At 63.8% G+C, this 21,513-nt stretch carries 18 protein-coding genes, 1 tRNA gene and 1 pseudogene; 10 read left to right on the top strand and 10 right to left on the bottom strand.

What is annotated here, in order from left to right; all coding sequences use genetic code 11:
• The first annotated feature begins 43 nt into the window (after nt 1–43).
• Nucleotides 44–712: a DsbA family oxidoreductase gene (locus tag PHE40_RS04230; RefSeq protein WP_299958439.1), complete on the top strand. Its 669-nt coding sequence runs from the start codon at nt 44–46 to the stop codon at nt 710–712.
• Nucleotides 713–784: 72 nt separating this feature from the next.
• Entirely contained in the window at nt 785–1,792 is a 1,008-nt protein-coding gene (locus PHE40_RS04225; RefSeq protein WP_299958436.1) for a lipid A deacylase LpxR family protein, read from the top strand.
• A 45-nt stretch (nt 1,793–1,837) separates the two neighbouring features.
• Here the strand turns inward: PHE40_RS04225 and lptB are convergent, their stop codons facing one another.
• The 9 genes and pseudogenes from lptB to PHE40_RS04180 form a co-directional block, all read right to left on the bottom strand.
• On the bottom strand, nt 1,838–2,581 hold the full coding sequence (gene lptB, locus PHE40_RS04220; RefSeq protein ID WP_299958433.1) for an LPS export ABC transporter ATP-binding protein: 744 nt from the start codon (nt 2,579–2,581) through the stop codon (nt 1,838–1,840).
• Complete coding sequence (locus PHE40_RS04215; protein ID WP_299958430.1) at nt 2,578–3,474, bottom strand: LptA/OstA family protein; 897 nt, start codon at nt 3,472–3,474, stop codon at nt 2,578–2,580. Before PHE40_RS04215 ends, lptB begins: the two co-directional genes overlap by 4 nt.
• Nucleotides 3,474–4,127 (bottom strand): LPS export ABC transporter periplasmic protein LptC, encoded by a 654-nt coding sequence (lptC, locus tag PHE40_RS04210; protein WP_299958427.1) that lies wholly within the window; start codon nt 4,125–4,127, stop codon nt 3,474–3,476. Before lptC ends, PHE40_RS04215 begins: the two co-directional genes overlap by 1 nt.
• The gene (locus PHE40_RS04205) at nt 4,124–5,098 is read right to left on the bottom strand and encodes an SIS domain-containing protein (RefSeq protein ID WP_299958425.1); all 975 of its coding nucleotides are present in this window, start codon (nt 5,096–5,098) and stop codon (nt 4,124–4,126) included. The genes lptC and PHE40_RS04205 overlap by 4 nt, the downstream gene beginning before the upstream one ends.
• A 92-nt stretch (nt 5,099–5,190) precedes the next feature.
• Entirely contained in the window at nt 5,191–5,970 is a 780-nt protein-coding gene (locus PHE40_RS04200) for a hypothetical protein (protein ID WP_299958422.1), read from the bottom strand.
• Nucleotides 5,967–6,275 carry a cupredoxin domain-containing protein gene (locus PHE40_RS11020; protein WP_408838544.1) on the bottom strand — a complete coding sequence of 103 codons (309 nt, stop codon included), beginning with the start codon at nt 6,273–6,275 and terminating at the stop codon, nt 5,967–5,969. Before PHE40_RS11020 ends, PHE40_RS04200 begins: the two co-directional genes overlap by 4 nt.
• Nucleotides 6,276–6,296: 21 nt before the next feature.
• Nucleotides 6,297–7,100 (bottom strand): annotated as a pseudogene (locus tag PHE40_RS04190) (FTR1 family protein); the annotation flags it as partial.
• Between the two features lie 169 nt (nt 7,101–7,269).
• Nucleotides 7,270–7,899, bottom strand: coding sequence for a ribonuclease D (locus PHE40_RS04185; RefSeq protein ID WP_299958419.1), 630 nt, complete (start codon nt 7,897–7,899; stop codon nt 7,270–7,272).
• Nucleotides 7,900–7,961: 62 nt separating this feature from the next.
• Nucleotides 7,962–8,047, bottom strand: a tRNA-Leu gene (locus PHE40_RS04180).
• Between the two features lie 125 nt (nt 8,048–8,172).
• On the opposite strand from PHE40_RS04180, the gene PHE40_RS04175 reads away from it, so the two are divergent.
• From PHE40_RS04175 to PHE40_RS04155, 5 genes are all read left to right on the top strand, one after another.
• Nucleotides 8,173–9,099, top strand: coding sequence for a complex I NDUFA9 subunit family protein (locus PHE40_RS04175; protein ID WP_299958416.1), 927 nt, complete (start codon nt 8,173–8,175; stop codon nt 9,097–9,099).
• 234 nt (nt 9,100–9,333) lie between these two features.
• Nucleotides 9,334–10,767, top strand: coding sequence for an NAD(P)-dependent oxidoreductase (locus PHE40_RS04170; RefSeq protein WP_299958413.1), 1,434 nt, complete (start codon nt 9,334–9,336; stop codon nt 10,765–10,767).
• 5 nt (nt 10,768–10,772) lie between these two features.
• Nucleotides 10,773–15,305, top strand: coding sequence for a glutamate synthase large subunit (gene gltB / locus PHE40_RS04165; RefSeq protein ID WP_299958408.1), 4,533 nt, complete (start codon nt 10,773–10,775; stop codon nt 15,303–15,305).
• A 57-nt stretch (nt 15,306–15,362) separates the two neighbouring features.
• Entirely contained in the window at nt 15,363–16,031 is a 669-nt protein-coding gene (locus PHE40_RS04160; RefSeq protein WP_299958405.1) for a glutathione S-transferase family protein, read from the top strand.
• A complete protein-coding gene (locus PHE40_RS04155) occupies nt 16,028–16,912 on the top strand; it encodes an SDR family NAD(P)-dependent oxidoreductase (protein ID WP_299958403.1) in 885 nt (294 codons plus the stop codon). Before PHE40_RS04160 ends, PHE40_RS04155 begins: the two co-directional genes overlap by 4 nt.
• Here PHE40_RS04155 and PHE40_RS04150 read toward each other — a convergent pair.
• Nucleotides 16,868–17,614: a carboxylesterase gene (locus tag PHE40_RS04150; protein ID WP_299958400.1), complete on the bottom strand. Its 747-nt coding sequence runs from the start codon at nt 17,612–17,614 to the stop codon at nt 16,868–16,870. The two genes, PHE40_RS04155 and PHE40_RS04150, sit on opposite strands and share 45 nt — an antisense overlap.
• A gap of 43 nt (nt 17,615–17,657) precedes the next feature.
• Between PHE40_RS04150 and PHE40_RS04145 the strand changes: the two genes are divergently transcribed.
• From PHE40_RS04145 to thrS, 3 genes are all read left to right on the top strand, one after another.
• A complete protein-coding gene (locus PHE40_RS04145) occupies nt 17,658–18,794 on the top strand; it encodes a glycosyltransferase family 4 protein (RefSeq protein ID WP_299958397.1) in 1,137 nt (378 codons plus the stop codon).
• The gene (locus PHE40_RS04140) at nt 18,791–19,678 is read left to right on the top strand and encodes a glycosyltransferase family 9 protein (RefSeq protein WP_299958394.1); all 888 of its coding nucleotides are present in this window, start codon (nt 18,791–18,793) and stop codon (nt 19,676–19,678) included. Before PHE40_RS04145 ends, PHE40_RS04140 begins: the two co-directional genes overlap by 4 nt.
• Nucleotides 19,679–19,707: 29 nt before the next feature.
• Nucleotides 19,708–21,513: threonine--tRNA ligase (gene thrS / locus PHE40_RS04135; protein WP_299958392.1), on the top strand; the 1,806-nt coding region annotated here is incomplete at its 3' end.

Below are 21,513 nucleotides of genomic sequence, written 5' to 3'. Positions count from 1 at the left end.
ACATCATCTCGCGGAAAGCCAAAATCTGGGCTAATATTTCGCCATGAATATTGTCGCCCCTCTGCCGGCGCGGCTGGTGGTCGAAGTTGTTTTCGATTTCGTTTGCCCCTGGTGCTACCTGGGCATCGAGCGTCTGTCCTTCCTGCTGGAGCGGCGGCAGGATTTCGCCGTCGAGCTGCTCTGGCGGCCGTTTCTGCTCAACCCGGACATGCCGCGCACCGGCATGTCGCGCGCTGACTATATGATCCGTAAGTTCGGCGCCGAGGACCGCGCGCGTCGGCTCTATGCCTCCATCGCGGAGCTTGGCGCTGCCGAGGGGATCATGTTCAACTTCGCGGCCATCCGCCGCACGCCGAGCAGTCTGGATGCCCATCGCCTGGTGCGTTACGCTGAGCGGTCCGGCCCCGCCGGCGGGCTGGTGAAGCGCATTTTCCACGCGCATTTCGTCGAAGGCGCCGACATCGGCAGCCATGCGACTCTCAAAGCCCTGGCGGCCGCTCAAGGCATGGACCCCGCCGCCACCGCGCAATTTCTGGCCTCCGGCGAGGGGACCGAGGCGGTTCATTCTGAGAATCTTCATGCGCACCGCCTGGGAATCAACGGCGTGCCCTGTTTTGTGATCGATGGCGAACATGCCATTGCAGGGGCGCAGGAAACCGAGGTTCTCGAACGATTGCTGGACCTTGCCACTTGCACCAGTCGCGAGCGATGATATTTCAGGACATGTCCGCCAGTTAAACCTGAAATTAAGCGGTTTTAAGCCGATGAGAGTCATATATAGCCCATGAGCAAAATCCACTGCGTCTATAACGTCACTTTGTCCCTCGGGGTGCTTCTGGGCTCCGCGGGTCTGGCCTGGGCTGGCAATCCGCTGCCTGATCCTGGCAGCATCCTCACCGTGCAGGTGGAGAACGATGCGCTCTCCATCCCCAGTACCGATGAATTATACACCTCCGGCATTCACTTGGGGTATGTAACCCCCACCGGCGTGCTGCCCGATTTCCTCAGCCAGTTCGGCACGCAAATTTTTGGGGGCGGCACGCAAAGGCTGGAATTGAGCCTTGATCAGGTAATTTTTACACCGACCAACACGCAGCTTTATAACCCCAACCCGCGCGATATGCCCTATTCTGGGCATTTGGCGCTCAGCGCCAGCCTGATCCAGGATACCACAGGCACCCGCAGCGTGGCGGGGATGAGTGTCGGCGTGGTCGGGCCGGATGCGCTTGGACAGTCAGTGCAGAACGGCTTCCACGAGCTTATCGGCGATACGCCCAACCGCGGCTGGCGCTATCAGCTGCATAATGAGCCGACGCTGGATTTCTTCGGCAGCCGCATCTGGCGCGATGACATCGCGAGCTTCGGCAACGGTGCGCTCGGCCTGCAGGTGCTGCCCCAGGTTTCGGCTCAGGCGGGCAACACGGAAGTTTATGCTCAGGCGGGTGGCCTTGTCCGTCTGGGCCAGGGGCTGGACTCAGATTTCGGCCCCTCGCTGCTTGGCAACGGCCTGAACGGCACAGATGCTTATACGCCGACGCAGCCTTTGGTCTGGTATGTGTTCGCAGGGGCTGATGGCCGCTTGGTCGGGCATGATATCTTCATCCAGGGGAACGATTTCCAGTCCAGCCGCCATGTGGCCCTCACGCCGCTGCAGGGCGAAGCGGAAATCGGCGCGGCCATGATCGTTTATGGCTTTCGCATCACCGCAACGGAGGTTCTTGAGTCCCCGCAATTCCACCACTCCGCCCCAGCCTTCCAGTACGGCTCGATCGCGATTTCGGGGCGGTTCTGAACTTTCAGGAAACACCAAGGGGGGCAACCCCCTTGGCAATTGATTTCAAAGGCTGAATTTTTCACCGAGATAAACGCGCCGCACATCCTGGTGCGCGACCACGGCGTCGGGTTTGCCTTCCATCAGCACTTCGCCGTCGTAGAGGATATAGGCGCGGTCGATGATCTCCAGCGTCTCGCGCACGTTATGGTCGGTGATCAGTACGCCCAGGCCGCGGTGCTTCAAATGTGAGACCAGATCCCGGATCTCGCCCACGGCGATGGGGTCGATCCCCGCCAGCGGTTCATCGAGCAAAATATAATTCGGCGCGGTTGCCAGGGCGCGGGCGATTTCCACGCGGCGGCGCTCGCCGCCAGAGAGCGCCAGCGCCGGGGTGCGGCGCAGATGGGTGATGCTGAATTCCGCCAGCAGCTCGTTCAGCAGCGCCTCGCGCCGGTCGCGGTCAGGCTCCACCACTTCCAGCGCCGCCATGATGTTCTGCTCCACGTTCAACCCGCGGAAAATGCTGGCCTCCTGCGGCAGATAGCCAATCCCCAAGCGCGCGCGCCGGTACATCGGCAGGCTTGAGATTTCCGCCCCGTCGAGCGTGATGGCGCCGCTGTCAGGCGCGATCAGCCCGACGATCATATAGAATGTCGTGGTCTTGCCGGCGCCATTCGGCCCGAGCAGCCCCACCGCCTCGCCGCGTTTCACCGAGATGGAGACATTGCGCACCACCGGGCGTTTCTTGAAGCGCTTGCCGATGCCGCTGGCGGCGAGCCCGCCCTGATCCAGGGATGATACGTTCATTTCTGCGGCGCCGATCCGGGGATGATGGTCCCGGCGACCTGCCCGCCAGGGCCCGCCAGCAGGGTGGCGATGCCGGTCTTCATATTGACCAGGGCATCGCTGCCGCTCATTTCATTGGGCCCCTGGATGATATGCACATCGCCGCCCAGGCGCGCGCGGCCCTGTTGTGGCAGATACACGCCGGTGTCGCCGGTCGCGGTGTCTCCCGTGGTGTGGATCACCACATGGCCGATCGCCTCCACCTTTCGCAGTTGCCCCGCCTGGCTGGCAATATCGGTGCCGGCCGCCGCCGGGGTTGCCGCCGCCGGGGCCAGATCGCCGATTAGGGTATCAGCGGCGACCGAGCGGCCGTCACTGGTCACGATCAACGCATTGCCGCGCGCCACGGCTTGGCGTTTGGCCGCATAATATTCAACTGAATCACGCGCCGTGATGGTGTCGTCCGGCGTTGTCAGTTTCAGGTGCTTGCCGGTGAGCACCAGCACCGCGCCGTCCATGCTGTAAACCGCGTGGTCGCCCCAGGCGTTATCGGTCGCGGTATAAATATGCACATGCCCGACAGCCTCAATCTCATAGAGAGAGGTATTGCCCTGGTTGAGAATATCGGTGGCTGAACCCGGCGCCTGCGCGGCACCAGCGGCGGCGGGGTTTTTTTTGCGGTAATGGGCAATCAGCTGGTCGGCTGTCACCGTCACCGCGCCGCGCACCGCCTTGGCGTTGCCCATGGCGATGACAACTTGGTTTTCCTGCTGCCACTGGATGCCCTGCGAGGCAGTGATTTGAATCGGCTGCGGGGGGCTGCCCAGCGTGCCGCCAAGGTTGAGCGGCTGCGCGCCAGCGGGGGCGGCGGCGGCAACCAGGATCAGAGCCGCGCCGAGGGAACGGAATTTCATTATTGCGCCTGTGTCAGCGTCATCGCCGCCGGACCATTAAAGGTGATATCGGTGCCATGATTACTCACCACAAAGCCATTGGCGGCGTTCAGCGTGCCAAAGGGGCCTTGAACCTGCACAGGGTCGGTGCTGACGGCGCTGCCCGCATGCAGATCTATGCGGACATGCGGCACCGTCATGGTCGTGCCGTCGTTGCGGTAGAGCGTGACATTGCCGGTCAGCCCCAGCATGCCGGTTTTCTGGTGGTACATCCCGGTATCGGATTTCAGGAGAAGCCACTCGCCGGATTTAAGCGTCAGGTCGCCGATAGGCGCCTTCAGCACCACATTGCCATCGCCTTGTTCATCCGCGCTAACGGCGGTGAGGGTGAAGGGTTGGCCCTGGTCATCCGTGCCGCGGTATTGCGCGCCCTGCATGTGCGAGGCGGTGCTCTGCTGCGTGGTGTTTTGCACATGGTAGGTCACGCGGTTTGCATCCGGCCCGGCGTGCCAGGAGGGCGCCAGCGCCAGCGCCAGCAGCAGCAGCACCGCCGCCACGGGCAGCAGCTTCTTCAGCATGGTCACGGTCACGCTGCGGCGCGTGATGGTGGAGATCTCCTCCGGGTTGCGCCGGTGCAACCCGTCCAGCAGCCGCGGAGGGGCGATGCGGCTCATGCCAGTCCCGCGCGCAAAAGGTCATGAATATGCAGGATGCCCTTAATCATCCGCGCGTCATCCACCACAAATAAGGCGGTAACGGGGCGGATTTCGCTGTTCATCTCGCGCAGCGCCTCTTCGGCCAGGGCCTCCGGGCCGATGGTGCGCGGGTTCGCGTTCATGATGTCCTCGACATTGCGGCCGAGCAGGTCCGGCCCCATGGCGCGGCGTAAATCGCCATCCGTCACCACACCGAGCAGCTTGCCGGCGCCGTCCACCACGCCCAGCGCGCCAAAGCGCTTCGCCGTCATGGTGATCAACGCGCGGTCCATGGTTGTGCCGGGCGAAACCAGGGGCAGTTCGCCGCCTTTGTGCATCAGGTCGCGCACACGCTTCAGCCGCGCGCCAAGCTTGCCGCCGGGATGAATATCCCTGAAGTCACGCGCCGAAAATCCACGCCGCGCCAGCAGCACCACGGCCAGCGCGTCGCCCAGGGCCATCTGCATGGTTGTGCTGGTGGTCGGCGCCAGGCCGATCGGCCCGGCCTCCGGTGCTGGCGGGAGAATCAGCGCGATGGTGGCGGCGGTGCCCAGCGTACTGCCCGCCGCGGCGGTGATGCCGATCAGCGGCAGGCCGATGCGGCTGGCGTGCGCCACGATCGCGGCGAGTTCGGTGGCCTCGCCGGAGTTGGAAAGCGCGATCACCGCATCCCCGGCGATGATCATGCCCAGATCGCCATGCGCGGCCTCGGCCGGGTGCACAAACAGCGCGGGCGTGCCGGTGGAGGCCAGGGTCGCGGCGATTTTGCGCGCCACATGGCCGGATTTGCCCATGCCTGTCACCACGACGCGGCCGGGAATGGCAATGAGTTGATTAACAGCTGCGCGGAAATCTTCCCCGAGGCCGGCACCCAGGGCGCTCAGCGCCGCAGCTTCGGTCGTAAGAACATCTCTCGCGATGGCAAGATCATCATGGAGATCGTCAGACATGCTTGCGGTATGAACAGGGCGGCCCGCGCGGTCAACTGATGGATTGGCAACACAGTGTAATCAAAAAGCGCCGTGTGCGTTCAAATGCAACATCAGAACGGAATTTCCAGCTCCAGCCGCCAGCGCAAAACGCCGCGCGGGCTGGCGGGAGTCGCTCCAAAGAGCCAGCCCAGCTCATATTTCACCTGGCCCGCATCGCCGAGTCCCAGCGCGTTCAGCCGCATCAGCCCCATGGCCACCGGCCCAACCAGAAGTTGCTGGCGCGAGACGCGCGGGCTGTTGCCCACCACGCCGGTATCACCATACACTTCAACGGCCGGGGAAAGCGGGGTCCAGAGATTCCACCGGCTTTGCAACGCGTAGCTGAAATCCAGCCCCTGCGCGCTCTGGTCCGGCCCGAACTGGCGGGTCAGGTATAAATTCACCGTCTCGGTGGTGTGGCCGATGTCCTTGGCGATCAACGGTCCGAACGTCGCCTCGTTGGCGCCGGCGTGCCGGCCCGTGGCCGTGTATTGGCCATACTCGAAATAGAACCCCCAGTCGGCGAAATACTCACCTGGCGAGGTCAGCTCGAAGGTATTCTCCGTAACCGCCTGTGTAAGCAGCACCGGCTGGTTGCCGCCGGGGTCACGGTTGAAGCCAAGCTCCAGTTCGCTGTGCCACCAGGGCGTCAGCCCGGTGCCAAGCTCCGCGGTGTAGCTGGCGGCGGCCTTCTGGTCCTGGCGCTGGTCGAACACCGCGTCGCCATTTGTCTCAATCTCCAGCTCCCCCAGATCGATCTCATAGGGCGATGTTACATGGTAATCAGCGGCGGCCGGTTTTGGCGCTGCGAGGGAAGTTGCCGTGAGCCCGGCCAAAATCCAGCCCCTCATTTGGCCACCATCTCACCTTGCGCCGTATCCTGGTGGAAATCGCCGAAAAATTTGTAGCTTCCCGGGTCCAGCGGGCCCAGAAACACGGTGATGGTGCTGCCCGGCGGCACCAGTATCTCGCGGTTGAGGTCTGTGCTCTCGAACTCATCGGCGGTGCTGTCGCTGTTCATCACATGCAGCTTGAACCTGCGCCCCGCCGGCACGTTGAGCGTGGCGGGCACGAAGCGGTGGTTCTTGAACACCACCAGCGGCGGGCTATCCGCGTGCGCCGGATGGAACCCCAGCGCCATAACGCCCAGCAGCACCGCCGGCGCCAGTCTCGGCGGCGGCAGGCGGCTGATGAGCCGGCCAGCGCCCAGCAGCAGCACCAGCGTGGCCGCCCAGGCGGCCAGTTGAATGCCCGAGGGCCGCGCCGAATACCCCGCCAGCGCATGCAGGCTGCGCCCGGCAAAGCTGTTATCAGCGATAAAGCCGCTGGTGTTCCATAATTGCTGGCCCCAGGCGGGCAGAATATCCACCGAACTCAACAGCGCCGCCGCTTGTCCGGCCATCCCGGCGGCGAGCAGCGCGATGAGCGCATTGGTGACTGAAAACAGGCGCGCGAGCGGGATGATGGCAAGCCCGCGATACAGCAGGAACGAGAGCCCGGCCGCTAGTGCCAGCCCGGCCAAGCCGCCAAGCCCCAGCTGCATTCCGGCAACGCCCGAGCCCATGAGGATGCCGTATAAAAACAGCACCACCTCGGTGCCTTCGCGCAGCACCGCCACCGCGACCACCGCAGCCAGCGCCCCCAGCGAACGTTGGCCAAGCTGTACAGCGGCACCCAGGTCGCGCATGCCGCGCGTCATCTCGCGGGCGTGGCGGGACATGAACAATATATGCCAGCTCAGCATGATCACGGCGAAGCCGAGGATGGCGGCGGTGAACACCTCCTGCCCGGCACCTTCGAAGAGGTTGGAGAGACGGCTGGCGAACACCGCGACGAGGCTCGCCCCGGCCAGCCCGGCGGCGGCACCCCCGGCGATCCAGCGCCGCCGCCCGGTAACGCCCTCGGTGGCGGCCAGAATGATCCCGATGATCAGCCCTGCTTCCATCGCCTCGCGAAAGACGATGATCATACTCACAAACATGCTCTGGTCCGCTCCGTGTCAAGAACTGTAAATCAAAATGAAAATGAAAATCATTCTCAATTAAAGAAAAGATATATAACCAATCTCGATGGTGCAAGAGCGTTGCGCAAATAATCTTGGCGGAACCGGGGAGGAGGGCGTCCGGGCGCGGCCAGGACGCTGAAAAATATCAGTGGTGAAACAGGTCCGGGTCGGCGTAGCCGAGGAGATCAAGCTTCGCCAGCGTAGGTAAAAACGCATAGGCCGCCTGGGCGATCTCCATGCGTCCCTCACGCAGGAGCAACGCTTCCAGGCGGGACCAAATGGCGTGCAGATACAGCACGTCGGAGGCCGCATAGGTCAATTGCTCGGGGGTCAGCGCCAGCGCGCCCCAGTCGCTGGTTTGCTGCTGCTTGGAAATTTCCACCCCCGCCAAATCGCGGCAGAGGTCCTTCAGGCCGTGCCGGTCAGTGTAGGTGCGCACCAGCTTCGAGGCGATTTTTGTGCAGACCACCGGCGCCGTGAGCACGCCCAGGCCGTTGAGCATCGCCGCGATATCAAACCGCGCGAAGTGGAACAGCTTGGTCACCGCCGGATCGGCCAGCAGCGACTTCAAGTTCGGGCAATTTGCTCCCTGGCCGCCGAGGCGCTCAGGGATGATCTGCACCAGATGCGCGCTGCCGTCGCCCGCAGAGAGCTGCACCAGGCACAGCCGGTCGCGCCTGGGGTCGAGGCCCATGGTCTCCGTATCGATGGCAACAACCGGCCCGAAGCTCAGCCCGGCCGGCAGGTCGTGCTTATGCAGCTGAATATTGCTCATTGAGACCTTGCAAAGCGCGGAGCGCCTGGCCCGCCGTGCGGACAAAATGTTGTGAGAAAAATTGGTGCCCAGGAGAAGACTCGAACTTCCATGACCTTGCGATCGCTAGCACCTGAAGCTAGTGCGTCTACCATTTCGCCACCTGGGCAGTCCAATTTTGCGCCCCGAAGGAACGCCGTGGCGGGCTTTAGCTCCACGAATCAGCCACGTCAACCATGGCTTGAGCGGCGTGTTCCACGCGCCTACAACCCGAGGACAGTAACGGGGGTTCAAATGGCGCCAACGGGTAAAATTGCGACGGTTTTCGGCGGTTCCGGGTTTCTGGGCCATTATGTGGTCAAGCGGCTCGCCGCCCTGGGATACATCGTGCGAATCGCAGTGCGCGACACCGAAGCCGCGATGCCGCTGCGCCCCATGGGCGGTCCCGGCCAGATCGTGCCGTTGTACGCGCCCTTGCATGAGGAAGCCCAGGTCGCCCGCGCCATCGAGGGCGCGGAACTGGCCGTCAACCTCACCGGCATCCTGGCCGAGCGCCGCAAGGGGGATTTTTTCCGCACCCATGCCGAGGGAGCAGGGCGCATCGCCCGCATCGCCGGCAGCGCCAATGTCCGCCACCTGGCGCATGTCTCGGCCATCGGCGCGGATGCCGCCAGTCCCAGCCTGTATGCCCAGAGCAAGGCCGCCGGCGAAGCCGCCGTGCGTTCCGCCTTTCCCGCGGCTGCGATTCTGCGCCCCTCCATCATCTTCGGCCCCGAGGATCATTTCTTCAACCGCTTCGCCGCCATGGCCAGCCTCTTCCCTGTTATTCCCATCACCGGCGGCGCCACGAAATTTCAGCCGGTCTATGCCGGCGACGTGGCCGATGCCGTGCTCGCCTCGCTTGCCCCAGCCGCCCAGGGGCAGACCTTCGAACTCGGCGGGCCTGAGGTAAAAAGTTTTCAAGAACTCATTGAATTTATGTTAAATGTAACAAATCGGAAGGGTTGGGTGCTGGATCTGCCGCCGGGTCTGGCCAGCTTCCAGGCGCTGTTTCTTGAACGCCTGCCCGGCAAGCTGCTGACCAGGGATCAGGTCAAGCTGCTCCAGAGCGACAATGTCGTTTCCGGCAACGCCCCTGGCCTGTCCAGCCTGGGGATTGTCCCCACCCCGATGGACCTGATCGTACCAGGCTATCTGGCGCGTTTCCGCCGAAAAGCCTGATTTGCCATCCGGGGCGGTAAAATAGGAATAAAAACGGACATAAATAATCCGATGTTCAGTTTGGCCATTCCCGGCTAGCGAGATTTTTCTGGATTATAGGAATGTATAGCTGTCATATACATAAAAAACCTCTGGTATTCCGCCAATAACTCGGTTAAGACCCTGCATCACTTGGCTGCGCGAGCTTGTGGTTCGCGCAGCATGTCATTTTGCTTGATGAGGCGGGACCGAAACATGGCCGAGCGTATGCTGCAATTTACCCATCTGCCCCAGCAAACGCCGGAAAAGCGTGATGCCGCCGTCCGCCGCGCCGATTTCGATGAGATCTACAAGCGCTTCGATGTGCAATCGGCCAAGGCGCAGGCCAGCCGGTGCAGCCAGTGCGGCATCCCCTTCTGCTCCATCCATTGCCCGCTCTCCAACAACATCCCGGACTGGCTGAAGCTCACCGCCGAAGGGCGGCTTGAGGAAGCGTATGAGCTTTCCTCCGCAACCAACACATTTCCTGAGATTTGTGGCCGAATCTGCCCGCAGGACAGGCTGTGCGAAGGCAATTGCGTCATCGAAAAAGGCTTCGCATCCGTCACCATCGGCGCGGTGGAGCGCTACATCACCGACACCGCCTTCGCGCAGGGTTGGGTCAAGCCGATCCAGCCCCGCGATGAGCGCGCTGAATCCGTCGGCATCATCGGCGCCGGCCCGGCCGGTCTCGCCGCCGCCGAGGCGCTGCGCCAGCAGGGGTATCAGGTCACGGTCTATGACCGTCACGACCGCGCCGGCGGTCTGCTCATCTATGGCATTCCCGGCTTCAAGCTGGAGAAGGAGATCGTGCTGCGCCGATGGAAATGGCTTGAGGAAGGCGGCGTCAAATTCATGTTGAACGCCGATATCGGCGGCAAGATCTCCTTCGCCGCGCTGCGTGCGCAGCATGGCGCGGTGCTGGTTGCAACCGGCGTGTACAAGCCGCGCGAAATCGCAGCCCCCGGCTCGGGCCTGTCCGGCATCGTGCCCGCGCTGGATTATCTCATCACCTCCAACCGCAAGAGCCTGGGTGATGCCGTGCCGGAATTCGACTCCGGCAAGTTCAACGCGGCGGGGAAGGATGTGGTTGTCATCGGCGGCGGCGACACGGCGATGGACTGCGTGCGCACCGCCATCCGTCAAAACGCCAAATCCGTCACCTGCCTCTACCGCCGCGACAAGCAGAACATGCCGGGTTCCTTGCGCGAGGTTTCCAATGCCGAGGATGAGGGCGTGGTCTTCAGCTGGCTCGCCGCACCCGAGGCATTTTTGGGCGGCACCGGCGTCACCGCCGTGCGCGCGATAAAAATGCATCTGGGTCTGCCCGATGCCTCCGGCCGCCAATCGGTGGAGCCCGTCGAGGGTTCGTCCTTCACCATCCCGGCGGATCTGGTCATCAAGGCGCTTGGGTTCGACCCCGAGGACATGCCAGGCGCCTTCAATGATCCTTCCCTCAAGCTCACCGCCTGGGGTACGCTCAAGACCAACCCGAAAACCTTCGAGACCAGCCTGCCCGGCGTGTTTGCTGCTGGCGACATTGTGCGCGGCGCCTCGCTGGTCGTCTGGGCCATCCGCGACGGCCGTGACGCTGCCGCCTCCATCCATCAGTTTTTTAAGGCGCAAAGCCTTTCCCAGGCTGCGGAGTAACACATATGAACCACGAAACCGGCACGGAATTTCTCTCGGCTTGGTCAGCTAATACTCAGATTCTAAGGGAAACATATAGCCAGGGCCAGGAACACGACAACTGCGGCGTCGGCGTGGTCGCCGCCCTAGACGGCAAAAAGCGCCGCGATATCGTGAAGGCCGGCATCGACGCGCTGAAGGCTGTCTGGCACCGCGGCGCCGTGGATGCCGACGGTAAGACCGGCGATGGCGCGGGCATTCATATCGAAATCCCGCAGGATTTTTTTGCGGCTGAAGTCCACCGCTCAGGCGATGGTCTGCGCGAGGGGCCGATCGCGGTCGGCATGGTGTTTCTGCCCAAGACGGACCTTGGCGCGCAGGAGCGTTGCCGCCAGATCGTCGAGACCGAAATCCTCAGCCTCGGCTACCGTATTTATGGCTGGCGCCAGGTGCCCATCAATGTCGAGTGCATCGGCGAGAAGGCCAACGCCACCCGCCCGGAGATCGAGCAGATCATGCTCTGGAATGCCCGCGGCGTGCCAGAGGACGTGTTCGAGCGTGAACTCTACATTATCCGCCGCAAGATCGAGAAAGCCGCGATCGAGGCGCAGATACCTGATCTGTACCTCTGCTCGCTGTCCTGCCGCTCGATCATCTATAAGGGCATGTTCCTCGCCGCCTCGCTGACCGATTTCTACCCGGATCTGCTGGACGAGCGTTTCATCTCGCGCTTCGCCATCTACCACCAGCGCTATTCCACCAACACCTTCCCGACCTGGAAGCTGGCGCAGCCCTTCCGCATGCTGGCGCATAACGGCGAGATTAACACGGTTGCCGGCAACATCAACTGGATGCAGAGCCACGAGACCCGGCTGGCCGCCGAAGGGCTGGATGATTTCCTCAATTATGTGAAACCCGTGGTGCAGGCCGGCGGCTCCGACACCGCGGCGCTTGATAACGTGTTCGAGCTGCTGGTGCGCGCCGGGCGCGACGCGCCGATGGCCAAAACCCTGATGATCCCGCCCTCGCTCAGCAATGACGCGATGATGCCCAAGGCACATCGCGACCTGTTTTTATACTGTAACGTGGTCATGGAACCGTGGGACGGCCCGGCGGCGGTCGCCGCCACGGACGGCAATTTCGTCATCGCTGGGCTGGACCGCAACGGCCTGCGCCCGCTGCGCTACACCGTCACCCGCAACCACATGCTCATCGTCGGCTCCGAGACGGGCATGGTTAAGCTGGACGAGGACAATATCGTTGAGAAGGGCCATGTCGGCCCTGGCCAGACCATCGGTGTCGATCTTGGCGCGGCCAAGTTCTACCATGATGCCGAAATCAAGGACATGCTGGCCGCCCGTCAGGATTTTGGCGCCTGGGTGAAGCGCATCACCGTGATTGACCATATCGTGAAAACCGATGCGCCCGAGCCGGTGCGCCTTGATGCGCTCTCGCTGCGCCGCCGCCAGCTTGCCGTCGGCTTCACGCTGGAAGACATGGAGCTGCTGCTGCACCCGATGGTGGACGACGCACAGGAAGCCACCGGCTCCATGGGCGATGACACGCCGCTCGCCGTGCTGTCTGAGAAATATCGTGGCCTGCATCATTTCTTCCGCCAGAGCTTCTCCCAGGTCACCAACCCGGCCATCGACTCCCTGCGCGAAACCCGCGTGATGTCGCTGAAAACCCGGCTGGGCAATCTCGGCAACGTGCTCGATGAAGACTCCGAACAATGCGACCTGTTGCAGCTCGACAGCCCGGTGCTCTCCACCGCCGAGTTCGAGGCGATGCGCAAGACCATGGGCAGCAACGCCTGCGTGGTGGATTGCACCTTCAAGGTCATCAACGGCGAGGATGGCCTGCGCCGCGCGATCAAGCGCATCCGCCGCGAGGCGGAGGAGGGTGTGCGCGCCGGTTGCACCCATGTCATCCTCACCGATGAGGCGATCTCGCCCGAGCGCGCGACCATCCCGATGATTCTTGCCACCGGCGCGGTGCATACCCATCTGGTCCGCCAGTCCTTGCGCACCTTCACCAGCCTCAATGTCCGCTCGGCTGAATGCCTGGATGTGCATTATTTTGCCGTGCTGGTCGGCGTGGGCGCCACCACCATCAATGCCTATCTGGCGCAGGAATGCATCGCCGATCGCCAAGCCCGCGGCCTCTTTGGCAAGCTTTCCTTGAAGGAATGCGTCTATCGCTACAAAAAAGCGGTGGACAAGGGCCTGCTCAAAATCATGAGCAAGCTCGGCATCTCGGTCATCGCCTCCTATCGCGGCGGCTATAATTTCGAGGCCATCGGCCTCTCGCGCGCACTGGTTGGCGAGTTCTTCCCCGGCATGAACTCACGCATCTCCGGCATCGGCCTGCCCGGCATCGCGCATAAGGTGCTGGGGCTGCACGAGGCCGCCTGGGGCGGCAACATCGTGCCGCTGGAGATCGGCGGCATGTACCGCCTGCGCCGCGCGGGCGAGACCCACGCTTTTGACAACAACGCCATCCATCTTTTGCAAAAAGCGGTCGGCAGCAACAGCTACCAGCTCTACCGCCGCTATGCGGAATCAGTGCGCCAGCAGCGCCCGGTGGCGCTGCGCGACCTGCTGGACTTCCGCACCGACGGCCTGACCCCCATCCCGGTTGACGATGTCGAGAGCATCACCGAAATCCGCAAGGTTCTGCTCTCGCCGGGCATTTCGCTGGGCGCGCTCAGCCCCGAGGCGCATGAGACGCTCTCCATCGCAATGAACCGCATCGGCGCGCGCTCGGATTCCGGCGAGGGCGGCGAAGATCCCGCGCGGGCCGAACCGCGCCCCAATGGCGACAACGCCTCCTCCGCCATTAAACAGATCGCCTCCGGGCGTTTTGGCGTCACCGCCGAATATCTGAACGACTGCAAGGAGATCGAGATCAAAATCGCCCAGGGCGCGAAACCGGGCGAGGGCGGGCAGCTGCCCGGCTTCAAGGTGACGGAGCTGATCGCCAAGCTGCGCCACGCCACCCCCGGCGTCACACTTATCAGCCCGCCGCCGCATCACGACATCTATTCCATCGAGGACCTGGCGCAGCTCATCTATGATCTCAAGCAGATCAACCCGCGCGCCACGGTCTGCGTCAAACTGGTCTCGCGTTCGGGCATCGGCACCATTGCCGCCGGCGTGGCCAAGGCCAAGGCGGATGCCATTCTTATCTCCGGCCATGTCGGCGGCACCGGCGCCTCGCCGCAATCCTCGGTGAAATACGCGGGCATGCCGTGGGAGATGGGTCTCTCCGAGGCGCATCAGGTGCTCATGCTCAACAGGCTGCGCCATCAGGTCACCCTGCGCGCTGATGGCGGGATCAAAACCGGGCGCGATGTCGTCATCGCCGCCATGCTCGGCGCCGAGGAATACGGCATCGGCACCGCCTCGCTGGTCGCCATGGGCTGTATCATGGTCCGTCAGTGCCACTCCAACACCTGCCCGGTCGGTGTGTGTGTGCAGGACGAAGACCTGCGCAAGAAGTTCGAGGGCACGCCCGAAAAGGTCATCAACCTATTCTCCTTCATCGCCGAGGACGTGCGAGGCATCCTGGCCTCGCTCGGCTTCAAATCGCTGAAAGAGATCATCGGCCGCACCGATCTGCTGCATCAGGTCAGCCGCGGTGCTGATTATCTTGATGACCTCGACCTCAACCCCATCCTCGCCCAGGCCGACCCCGGCCCGCATGCCCGCTACTGCACCCGCCTCGGTCGTAACGAGGTGCCCGAGACCCTGGACGCGCAGATGATCGCCGATGCCCAGCCCTTCTTCCAAAACGGCGAGAAGATGCAGTTGCAATACAACATCCGCAACACGCACCGCGCCATCGGCACCAAGTTCAGCTCGCAGATCGTCGCTAAATACCGCAAGGCGAAGCTGCAACCGGACCATGTGACAGTGCGCCTGCGCGGCTCCGCAGGGCAGTCTCTGGGCGCCTTCGCGGTGGCCGGGCTGAAGCTGGAAGTCTTTGGCGACTCCAACGATTATGTCGGCAAGGGGCTTTCCGGGGCGACCATCGTGGTCCGCCCGGTGCCGTCCTCCAAGCTCAAGACCAACGAAAACACGATCGTGGGCAACACCTGCCTGTATGGCGCCACCTCGGGCAATCTCTTCGCCGCCGGGCGCGCGGGTGAGCGCTTCGCGGTGCGCAATTCCGGCGGCACCGCGGTGGTCGAGGGTGTCGGCTCCAACGGTTGCGAATACATGACCGGCGGCACGGTCGTGGTGCTGGGCGAGGTGGGCGACAATTTCGGCGCCGGCTTCACCGGCGGCATGGCTTTTGTCTACGACCCCTCCGGGCAATTCGAGCTGCGCCTCAACCCTGAATCGCTTACCTGGCAGCGAGTCGTTACCCCGCATTGGGAAGGCGTGCTGAAATCCCTCGTGGAGCGCCACGCCGTGGAGACGGAGAGCCGCTACGCCGCCGCTATTCTCAATGACTGGGCGCGCGAATGCGGGCATTTCTGGCAGATCGTACCGAAGGAATATGTAAAATACCTGCCCGCGCCGTTGTCGGAGGAAGCCACCGAGAAGAGCGCGTAGGCATCGCCAGGGCGGGATCACTTTCAGTGCGCCCGCTCTAATGGCATAAAGTCCGCCATGCGAGTCCTGTATCATCTGCCTCTGTCGCCTTTCGCCCGCAAAGTGCGTCTGGTCCTGGCTGAACGGCGTCTGCCCTTCGAGCTTCGGATGGAAAAAGTCTGGGAACGACGCCCGGAATATCTGGAGCTGAACCCGGCCTGCACGGTTCCCACGCTGGTTGAGGACAGCGGCCTCGTCGTCCCTGATTCCGCGGTGATTTGCGAATATCTGGAAGAAGCTTACCCGGATATGACCCTGTTGGGCCTCAACATGCCCGAGCGGGTGGAAGCCCGCCGGCTGGTCAAATGGTTTGACGAGAAATTCTCCGCCGAGGTTACGCGCAACCTCGTCTGGGAAAAGCACATGAAGCAGGCCCTGCGCCTGGGCGCGCCGGAGGCTGGGGCACTGCGCGCGGGCTATGCTAACCTCAAGCAGCATTTGCTCTACATCGGCTGGCTGGCCGAGCACCGCCGCTGGCTGGCGGGGGAAAACCTCTCCCTGGCTGATTTCGCGGCCGCGGCGCAACTCTCCTCGCTGGATTTCATCGGTGATGTTGACTGGAGCGTCTCCCCCTCGGCCAAGGACTGGTACGCCCGCATGAAATCCCGCCCCGCCTTCCGCGCCGTGTTGGCGGACCGCATCAACGGCCAGGCCCCGCCGCCGCATTACGCGGATCTGGATTTTTGAGCCAAACCCTCCTCATCTTCGGCCTCGGCTACTCCGGCCGCGCTATCGCAACCGCCGCCGCTGCTGCGGGTTGCACCGTTATCGCCACATCGCGCAACCCGGCGGGGCAGGGGGTGCAACCCGGCGTCAGCATCATCGCCTTCGATGCCGCGGCCCCCGCCATCGCCATTGCCACGCATATCATCACCACCGCCGCCCCGGATGAAAACGGCGACCCGGTGCTGGCCCGCTATGCCGCGCAAATCGCCGCCGCCCCCAACCTGCGCTATACTGGCTATCTCTCCACCACCGGGGTTTATGGCGATGCGGGCGGCGCCTGGGTGGATGAAGACACGACTCCCAACCCGCAATCACCGCGCGCGCAACGCCGCACTGCCGCCGAGGCCGTCTGGTCCAAATTCGCACGGCCCGATTCAGGCCACGCCAAAACCGTCGATATCTTCCGCCTCGCCGGCATCTACGGCCCCGGCCGCTCGATGCTCGATGATCTGCGCGAAGGCAGTGCCCGGCGCGTCGTAAAGCCCGGCCATCTGTTCGGGCGCATCCACCGTGACGACATCGCTGCCGGCGTGCTCAAGGCCCTGCAACGCCCGGCCAAACCCGGCGTCAACATCTTCAATTTCTCCGACGACGAACCCGCCGCCAGTGCGGATGTCGTGGTGGAAGCCGCCCGCCTGCTCGGCGTTGCGCCGCCAGCGCCTGTCCCATTTGAACAAGCCGCGCCAAGGATGACCCCCATGGCCCTCAGCTTTTGGGCCGAGAACCGCCGTGTTTCCAACAAAAAAACCAAGGCGGCCTTGCGGCTTGAATGGCTCTACCCGACCTACCGGGAAGGGTTAGCCGCCACCCTCGCCGAGGAACGCACCCACGGTCTCGCATAACAGCGCCAGATCAGCCGTGCGCGAGAGCCGGTGGTCGCCATCTTTCACAAACACCAGCCTCACATCCTCGCTTGCCAACCGTTCCGCCAGCAACAAACTATGCCGCCAGGGCACATCGGCATCGCGCATGCCGTGCAGCACCCGCACCGGACCGCTGAAGCCGATCGGCGCCTCTAGCACCAGGTTGCGCGCGCCATCCTCCAGCAGTTTCAACGTCAGCGGCGTCGGCGCGCCGTATTCGCTGGGCTGGTAGATCACCCCCGCCCGCCGCAGCTCCGCCCATTGCGCTTCGCCCAACTGCGGCTTCATCAGCAGTTCGGTGAAATCCGGGGCAGGGGCCACCAGCACCATCGCCCGCACCCCCGCCTGCGCGCGCGCCAGCAGCAGTGCGATCCACCCGCCCATCGAGGAGCCCACCAGCAGCAGCTCCCGCCCCGCCGTGGCCACCTCCACCACATGTGCCGCATCCGCCGCCCAGTCACCGATGCAGCCATCCTCAAACGCCCCGGCTGATTGCCCATGCCCCCCATAATCGAAGCGCAGCATCGCCTGCCCGCGCGTGCGGCACATCTCCCATAGCGCCATCGCCTTGGTCCCGCCCATGTCGGAGGCAAACCCTGGGCAGAACACCACAACCGGCCCCGCACCCTCCAGAAATTCATACGCCAGCGCCATATCAGGCGCCCGGAATGTTACCGCCACTGTAAACTCCCCTTAAGCTGCAATCCGTGATAGCGCCCCCGGCATGATTGATCGACCCAGAACGATTCTCCAGGTGCTGCCAAAGCTCGATACCGGCGGCGCCGAACGGGTCGTGATCGAAATCGCCGAGGCCGTGCAGTCCTGCGGGCATATCGCGCTCATCGCCGCCGAACCCGGCGCGCTCAGCAATGCCGCCCTGCGCACGGGGGCGCGGATCATCAACCTGCCGCTGGCCAGCAAATCGCCCTTCACCATCCGTCGCAACGCCAAACGGCTGGAAAAGCTGATCCGCGAATACCGGGTGGACCTCGTGCATGCCCATTCGCGCGCGCCCGCCTGGTCCGCCTACTGGGCCACGCGGCGCACGCAAACCCCGTTTGTTACCACCTATCACGGCGTCTACAGCGAAAATAACGCCTTCAAGCACCATTATAATGCCGTCATGGCGCGCGGCGACCGGGTGATCGCGGTCAGCGCCTTCGTGGCCGGGCTGATCCACGCCCGCTACGGTCTCGGCGGCGATAAAATCCGTGTCATCCACGGCGGCGTTGACACCGTGAAGTTCGACCCCGCCAACGTCCTGGGGGATCGCATCTCCCGCCTGAGCCGAGACTGGCGGGTGGACATGGACCAGCCTCTCATCATGCTTCCCGGCCGGCTCACCTCCTGGAAAGGCCAGAAAACCCTCATCGCCGCTCTGGCCCGGCTGCACCATGCGGATGCCATTGCCATCCTCGCCGGAGGCGACCAGGGGCGCGGCGCCTACGCCGCCAGCCTCGCCGCCTTGGCCGAAAATCTCGGCGTGGCGGAGCGCCTGCGTATCGTGGGGCATAATGAGGATATGCCCGCCGCCATGATGATGGCTGACATTGTGGTTAACGCCTCGACTGATCCGGAAGCCTTCGGGCGCACCATCGTCGAGGCCCAGGCCATGGGCCGGATTGTCATCGCCACGGACCACGGCGGCGCGCGCGAGACGATCATCCCCGGCGAGACCGGCTTTCTCGTCCCGCCCAGCGATGCCGTGGCATTGGCCGAGGCGCTGGACATGGCGCTGGATATGTCAGCCGAAGCCCGCATCGCCTGGGGCAGCCATGCGCGCGCGCATATCCGGCAAAACCACTCCATCGCGGCCATGCAGCAGGCGGTGCTCAATGTCTACGCGGAACTGCTGGCATGATGAAGATCCTCGTCATCAAGCACGGCGCCCTGGGCGACATATTGCTCAGCCTGCCCGCCATGGCCGCCATTCGCGCCGCCCACCCGCGCGCGCATATCACTCTGCTCACCACCCGGCCCTTCGCGCCGCTGCTGGCCGCCAGCCCGTGGTTTGACACCATCGAGACCGACGCCCGGCCTAAATTCTGGAATCTGCACGCCTTGTGGCGCCTGCGCCGCCAGCTGCGCGGCTTCGCCATGGTGTATGATCTGCAAACCTCCGGCCGCAGCACGCGCTATTTCACCCTGGCCGGGCGTCCGCCCTGGTCGGGCATCGCCAAGGGCTGCGCCTTCCCCGATGCCGCCCCCAACCGCGAGACTACCCACACGCGCGAGCGCCTGGAAGGCCAGTTGCGCGCCGCGGGGATTCCAGCCCTCCCGGTGCCGGATCTCTCCTGGCTCCTGCGCGCTGACACCGCGCGCTTCAACCTGCCGGAACAGTTCATCCTGCTGGTCCCCGGCGCAGCCCCGCACCGGCCGGAGAAGCGCTGGCCGGAGCAGAATTTCGCCCAGCTGGCGCAATCCCTGTCGCTGCCCGCCGTCATCGTGGGCGGCAAGGTGGAGGTGGAGCTCGCGCGCGCCATCCCCGGCCTCAACCTCGCGGGGCAGACCAGTTTCTTCGAGCTTGCCGCCATCACCGCCCGCGCATCGCTCGCCATCGGCAACGACACTGGGCCCATGCACCTCGCCGCCGCGCTGGGCATCCCCTCAGTCGTGCTGTTCTCCGCCGCGTCTGATCCCGCACTCACCGCCCCGCGCTACCCCGATGGCGGCTGGACCGTCATTCTCCGCGCGCCAAACCTGCGCGATCTCCCGGTTGCGCAGGTGCTCGCCTCCCTGCCATAACGCGCCATCTTTAACATCTGAGAGTTCATATGCCTGTTATCACCCTGCCCGACGGAAGCACACGCCAGTTCGACGGTGCCGTTACGGGCACGGACATCGCCGCCGCCATCGGCCCCGGCCTCGCCCGCGCGGCGCTGGCCATGGTTGTCAACGGCGCCGAGCAGGACATTGCCCGCGAAATCACCGAGGATGCCGCGGTGAAGTTCATCACCCGCAAGGATGATGCCGCCCTTGAGCTGATCCGCCATGACACCGCGCATGTGCTGGCCGCCGCCGTGCAGGCGCTTTTCCCCGGCACCCAGGTCACCATCGGCCCCTCCATCGAGAACGGCTTCTATTACGATTTCGCCCGTGACGAGCCTTTCACTCCGGATGATTTCCCGGCCATCGAGGCCAAAATGCGCGAACTCATCGCCGCCAACACGCCATTCATCCGCGAAGTCATCGCCCGCGACGATGCCATTGCTTTGTTCGAGAGCAAGGGCGAGCGCTTCAAGGCCGAGCTGATCCGCGACCTGCCAGCGGACCAGACCATCACCATCTACCACCAGGGCGGCTGGTTCGACCTCTGCCGTGGCCCGCATCTGCGCACCACCGGCGACATCGGCGCCGCCTTCAAGCTGATGAAGACCGCGGGCGCCTATTGGCGCGGCGATTCCAAAAACCCCATGCTCAGCCGCATCTACGGCACCGCCTGGCGCGACCAGAAGGAACTCGACGCCTATCTGCTGCAACTCGAGGAAGCCGAGCGCCGCGACCACCGCCGCATCGGCCGCGAGATGGACCTCTTCCACATTCAGGAAGAGGCCGTGGGCAGCATCTTCTGGCACCAGAAGGGCTGGAAGCTCTACCGCACGGTCGAATCCTACATCCGCCGGCGCCTCGATGCCTCGGGCTATGAGGAAGTGCGCACCCCGCAGCTGGTTGATCGCAAACTGTGGGAAAAATCCGGCCACTGGGACAAATACCGCAAGCACATGTTCATCGCTGAGGTGGTGGACGAAGAATCAACCCTGGCGCTCAAGCCGATGAACTGCCCCTGCCATGTGCAGATATTCAAGCAGGGCCTGCGCTCTTACCGCCAGTTGCCCCTGCGCATGGCTGAATTCGGCGCCTGCCACCGCTTCGAGCCCTCTGGCGCGCTGCATGGCATCATGCGCGTGCGCGCCTTCACGCAGGATGACGCGCATATCTTCTGCACCGAGGACCAGATCGCCTCGGAGACGGTCAAATTCGTGGAACTGCTCGAATCCGTCTACAAGGATTTTGGCTTCGAGAGTTTCGCGGTCAAATTCTCCGACCGTCCGGCCGAGCGCGCCGGGGCTGACGATGTGTGGGACCGCGCCGAAGCCGCGCTGAAAACCGCCTGCGAGGCCGCCGGTGTCTCCTATGAGCTTAATCCCGGCGAGGGCGCCTTCTATGGTCCGAAACTGGAATTCGTCCTGCGCGACGCCATCGGCCGTGACTGGCAATGCGGCACCATCCAGGTGGATTTTGTGCTGCCCGAGCGGCTGGATGCCGAATACGTCACCGCCGATTCCACGCGCGCCCGCCCGGTGATGCTCCACCGCGCCATCATCGGCAGCTTCGAGCGTTTCATCGGTATCCTCATCGAGAACTACGCAGGCCGTTTCCCGCTCTGGCTGGCGCCCACGCAAGCCGTCGTCGCCACCATCGTCTCCGACGCTGATTCCTATGCCGAGGAAGTGGTGGCCGCATTACGCGCCGCCGGTCTGGCCGCCGAGGCCGATGTCTCCAATCAAAAGATCAACGCCAAAATCCGCGACCACTCCCTGCATTATGTTCCCAACATATTGGTGGTGGGCCGCAAGGAG

The organism is Acidocella sp. (assembly GCF_028687955.1).
Lineage (GTDB): Bacteria > Pseudomonadota > Alphaproteobacteria > Acetobacterales > Acetobacteraceae > Acidocella.
Note: the sequence above shows the minus strand (reverse complement) of the source record. Positions and strands in the feature narration are given on the sequence as shown.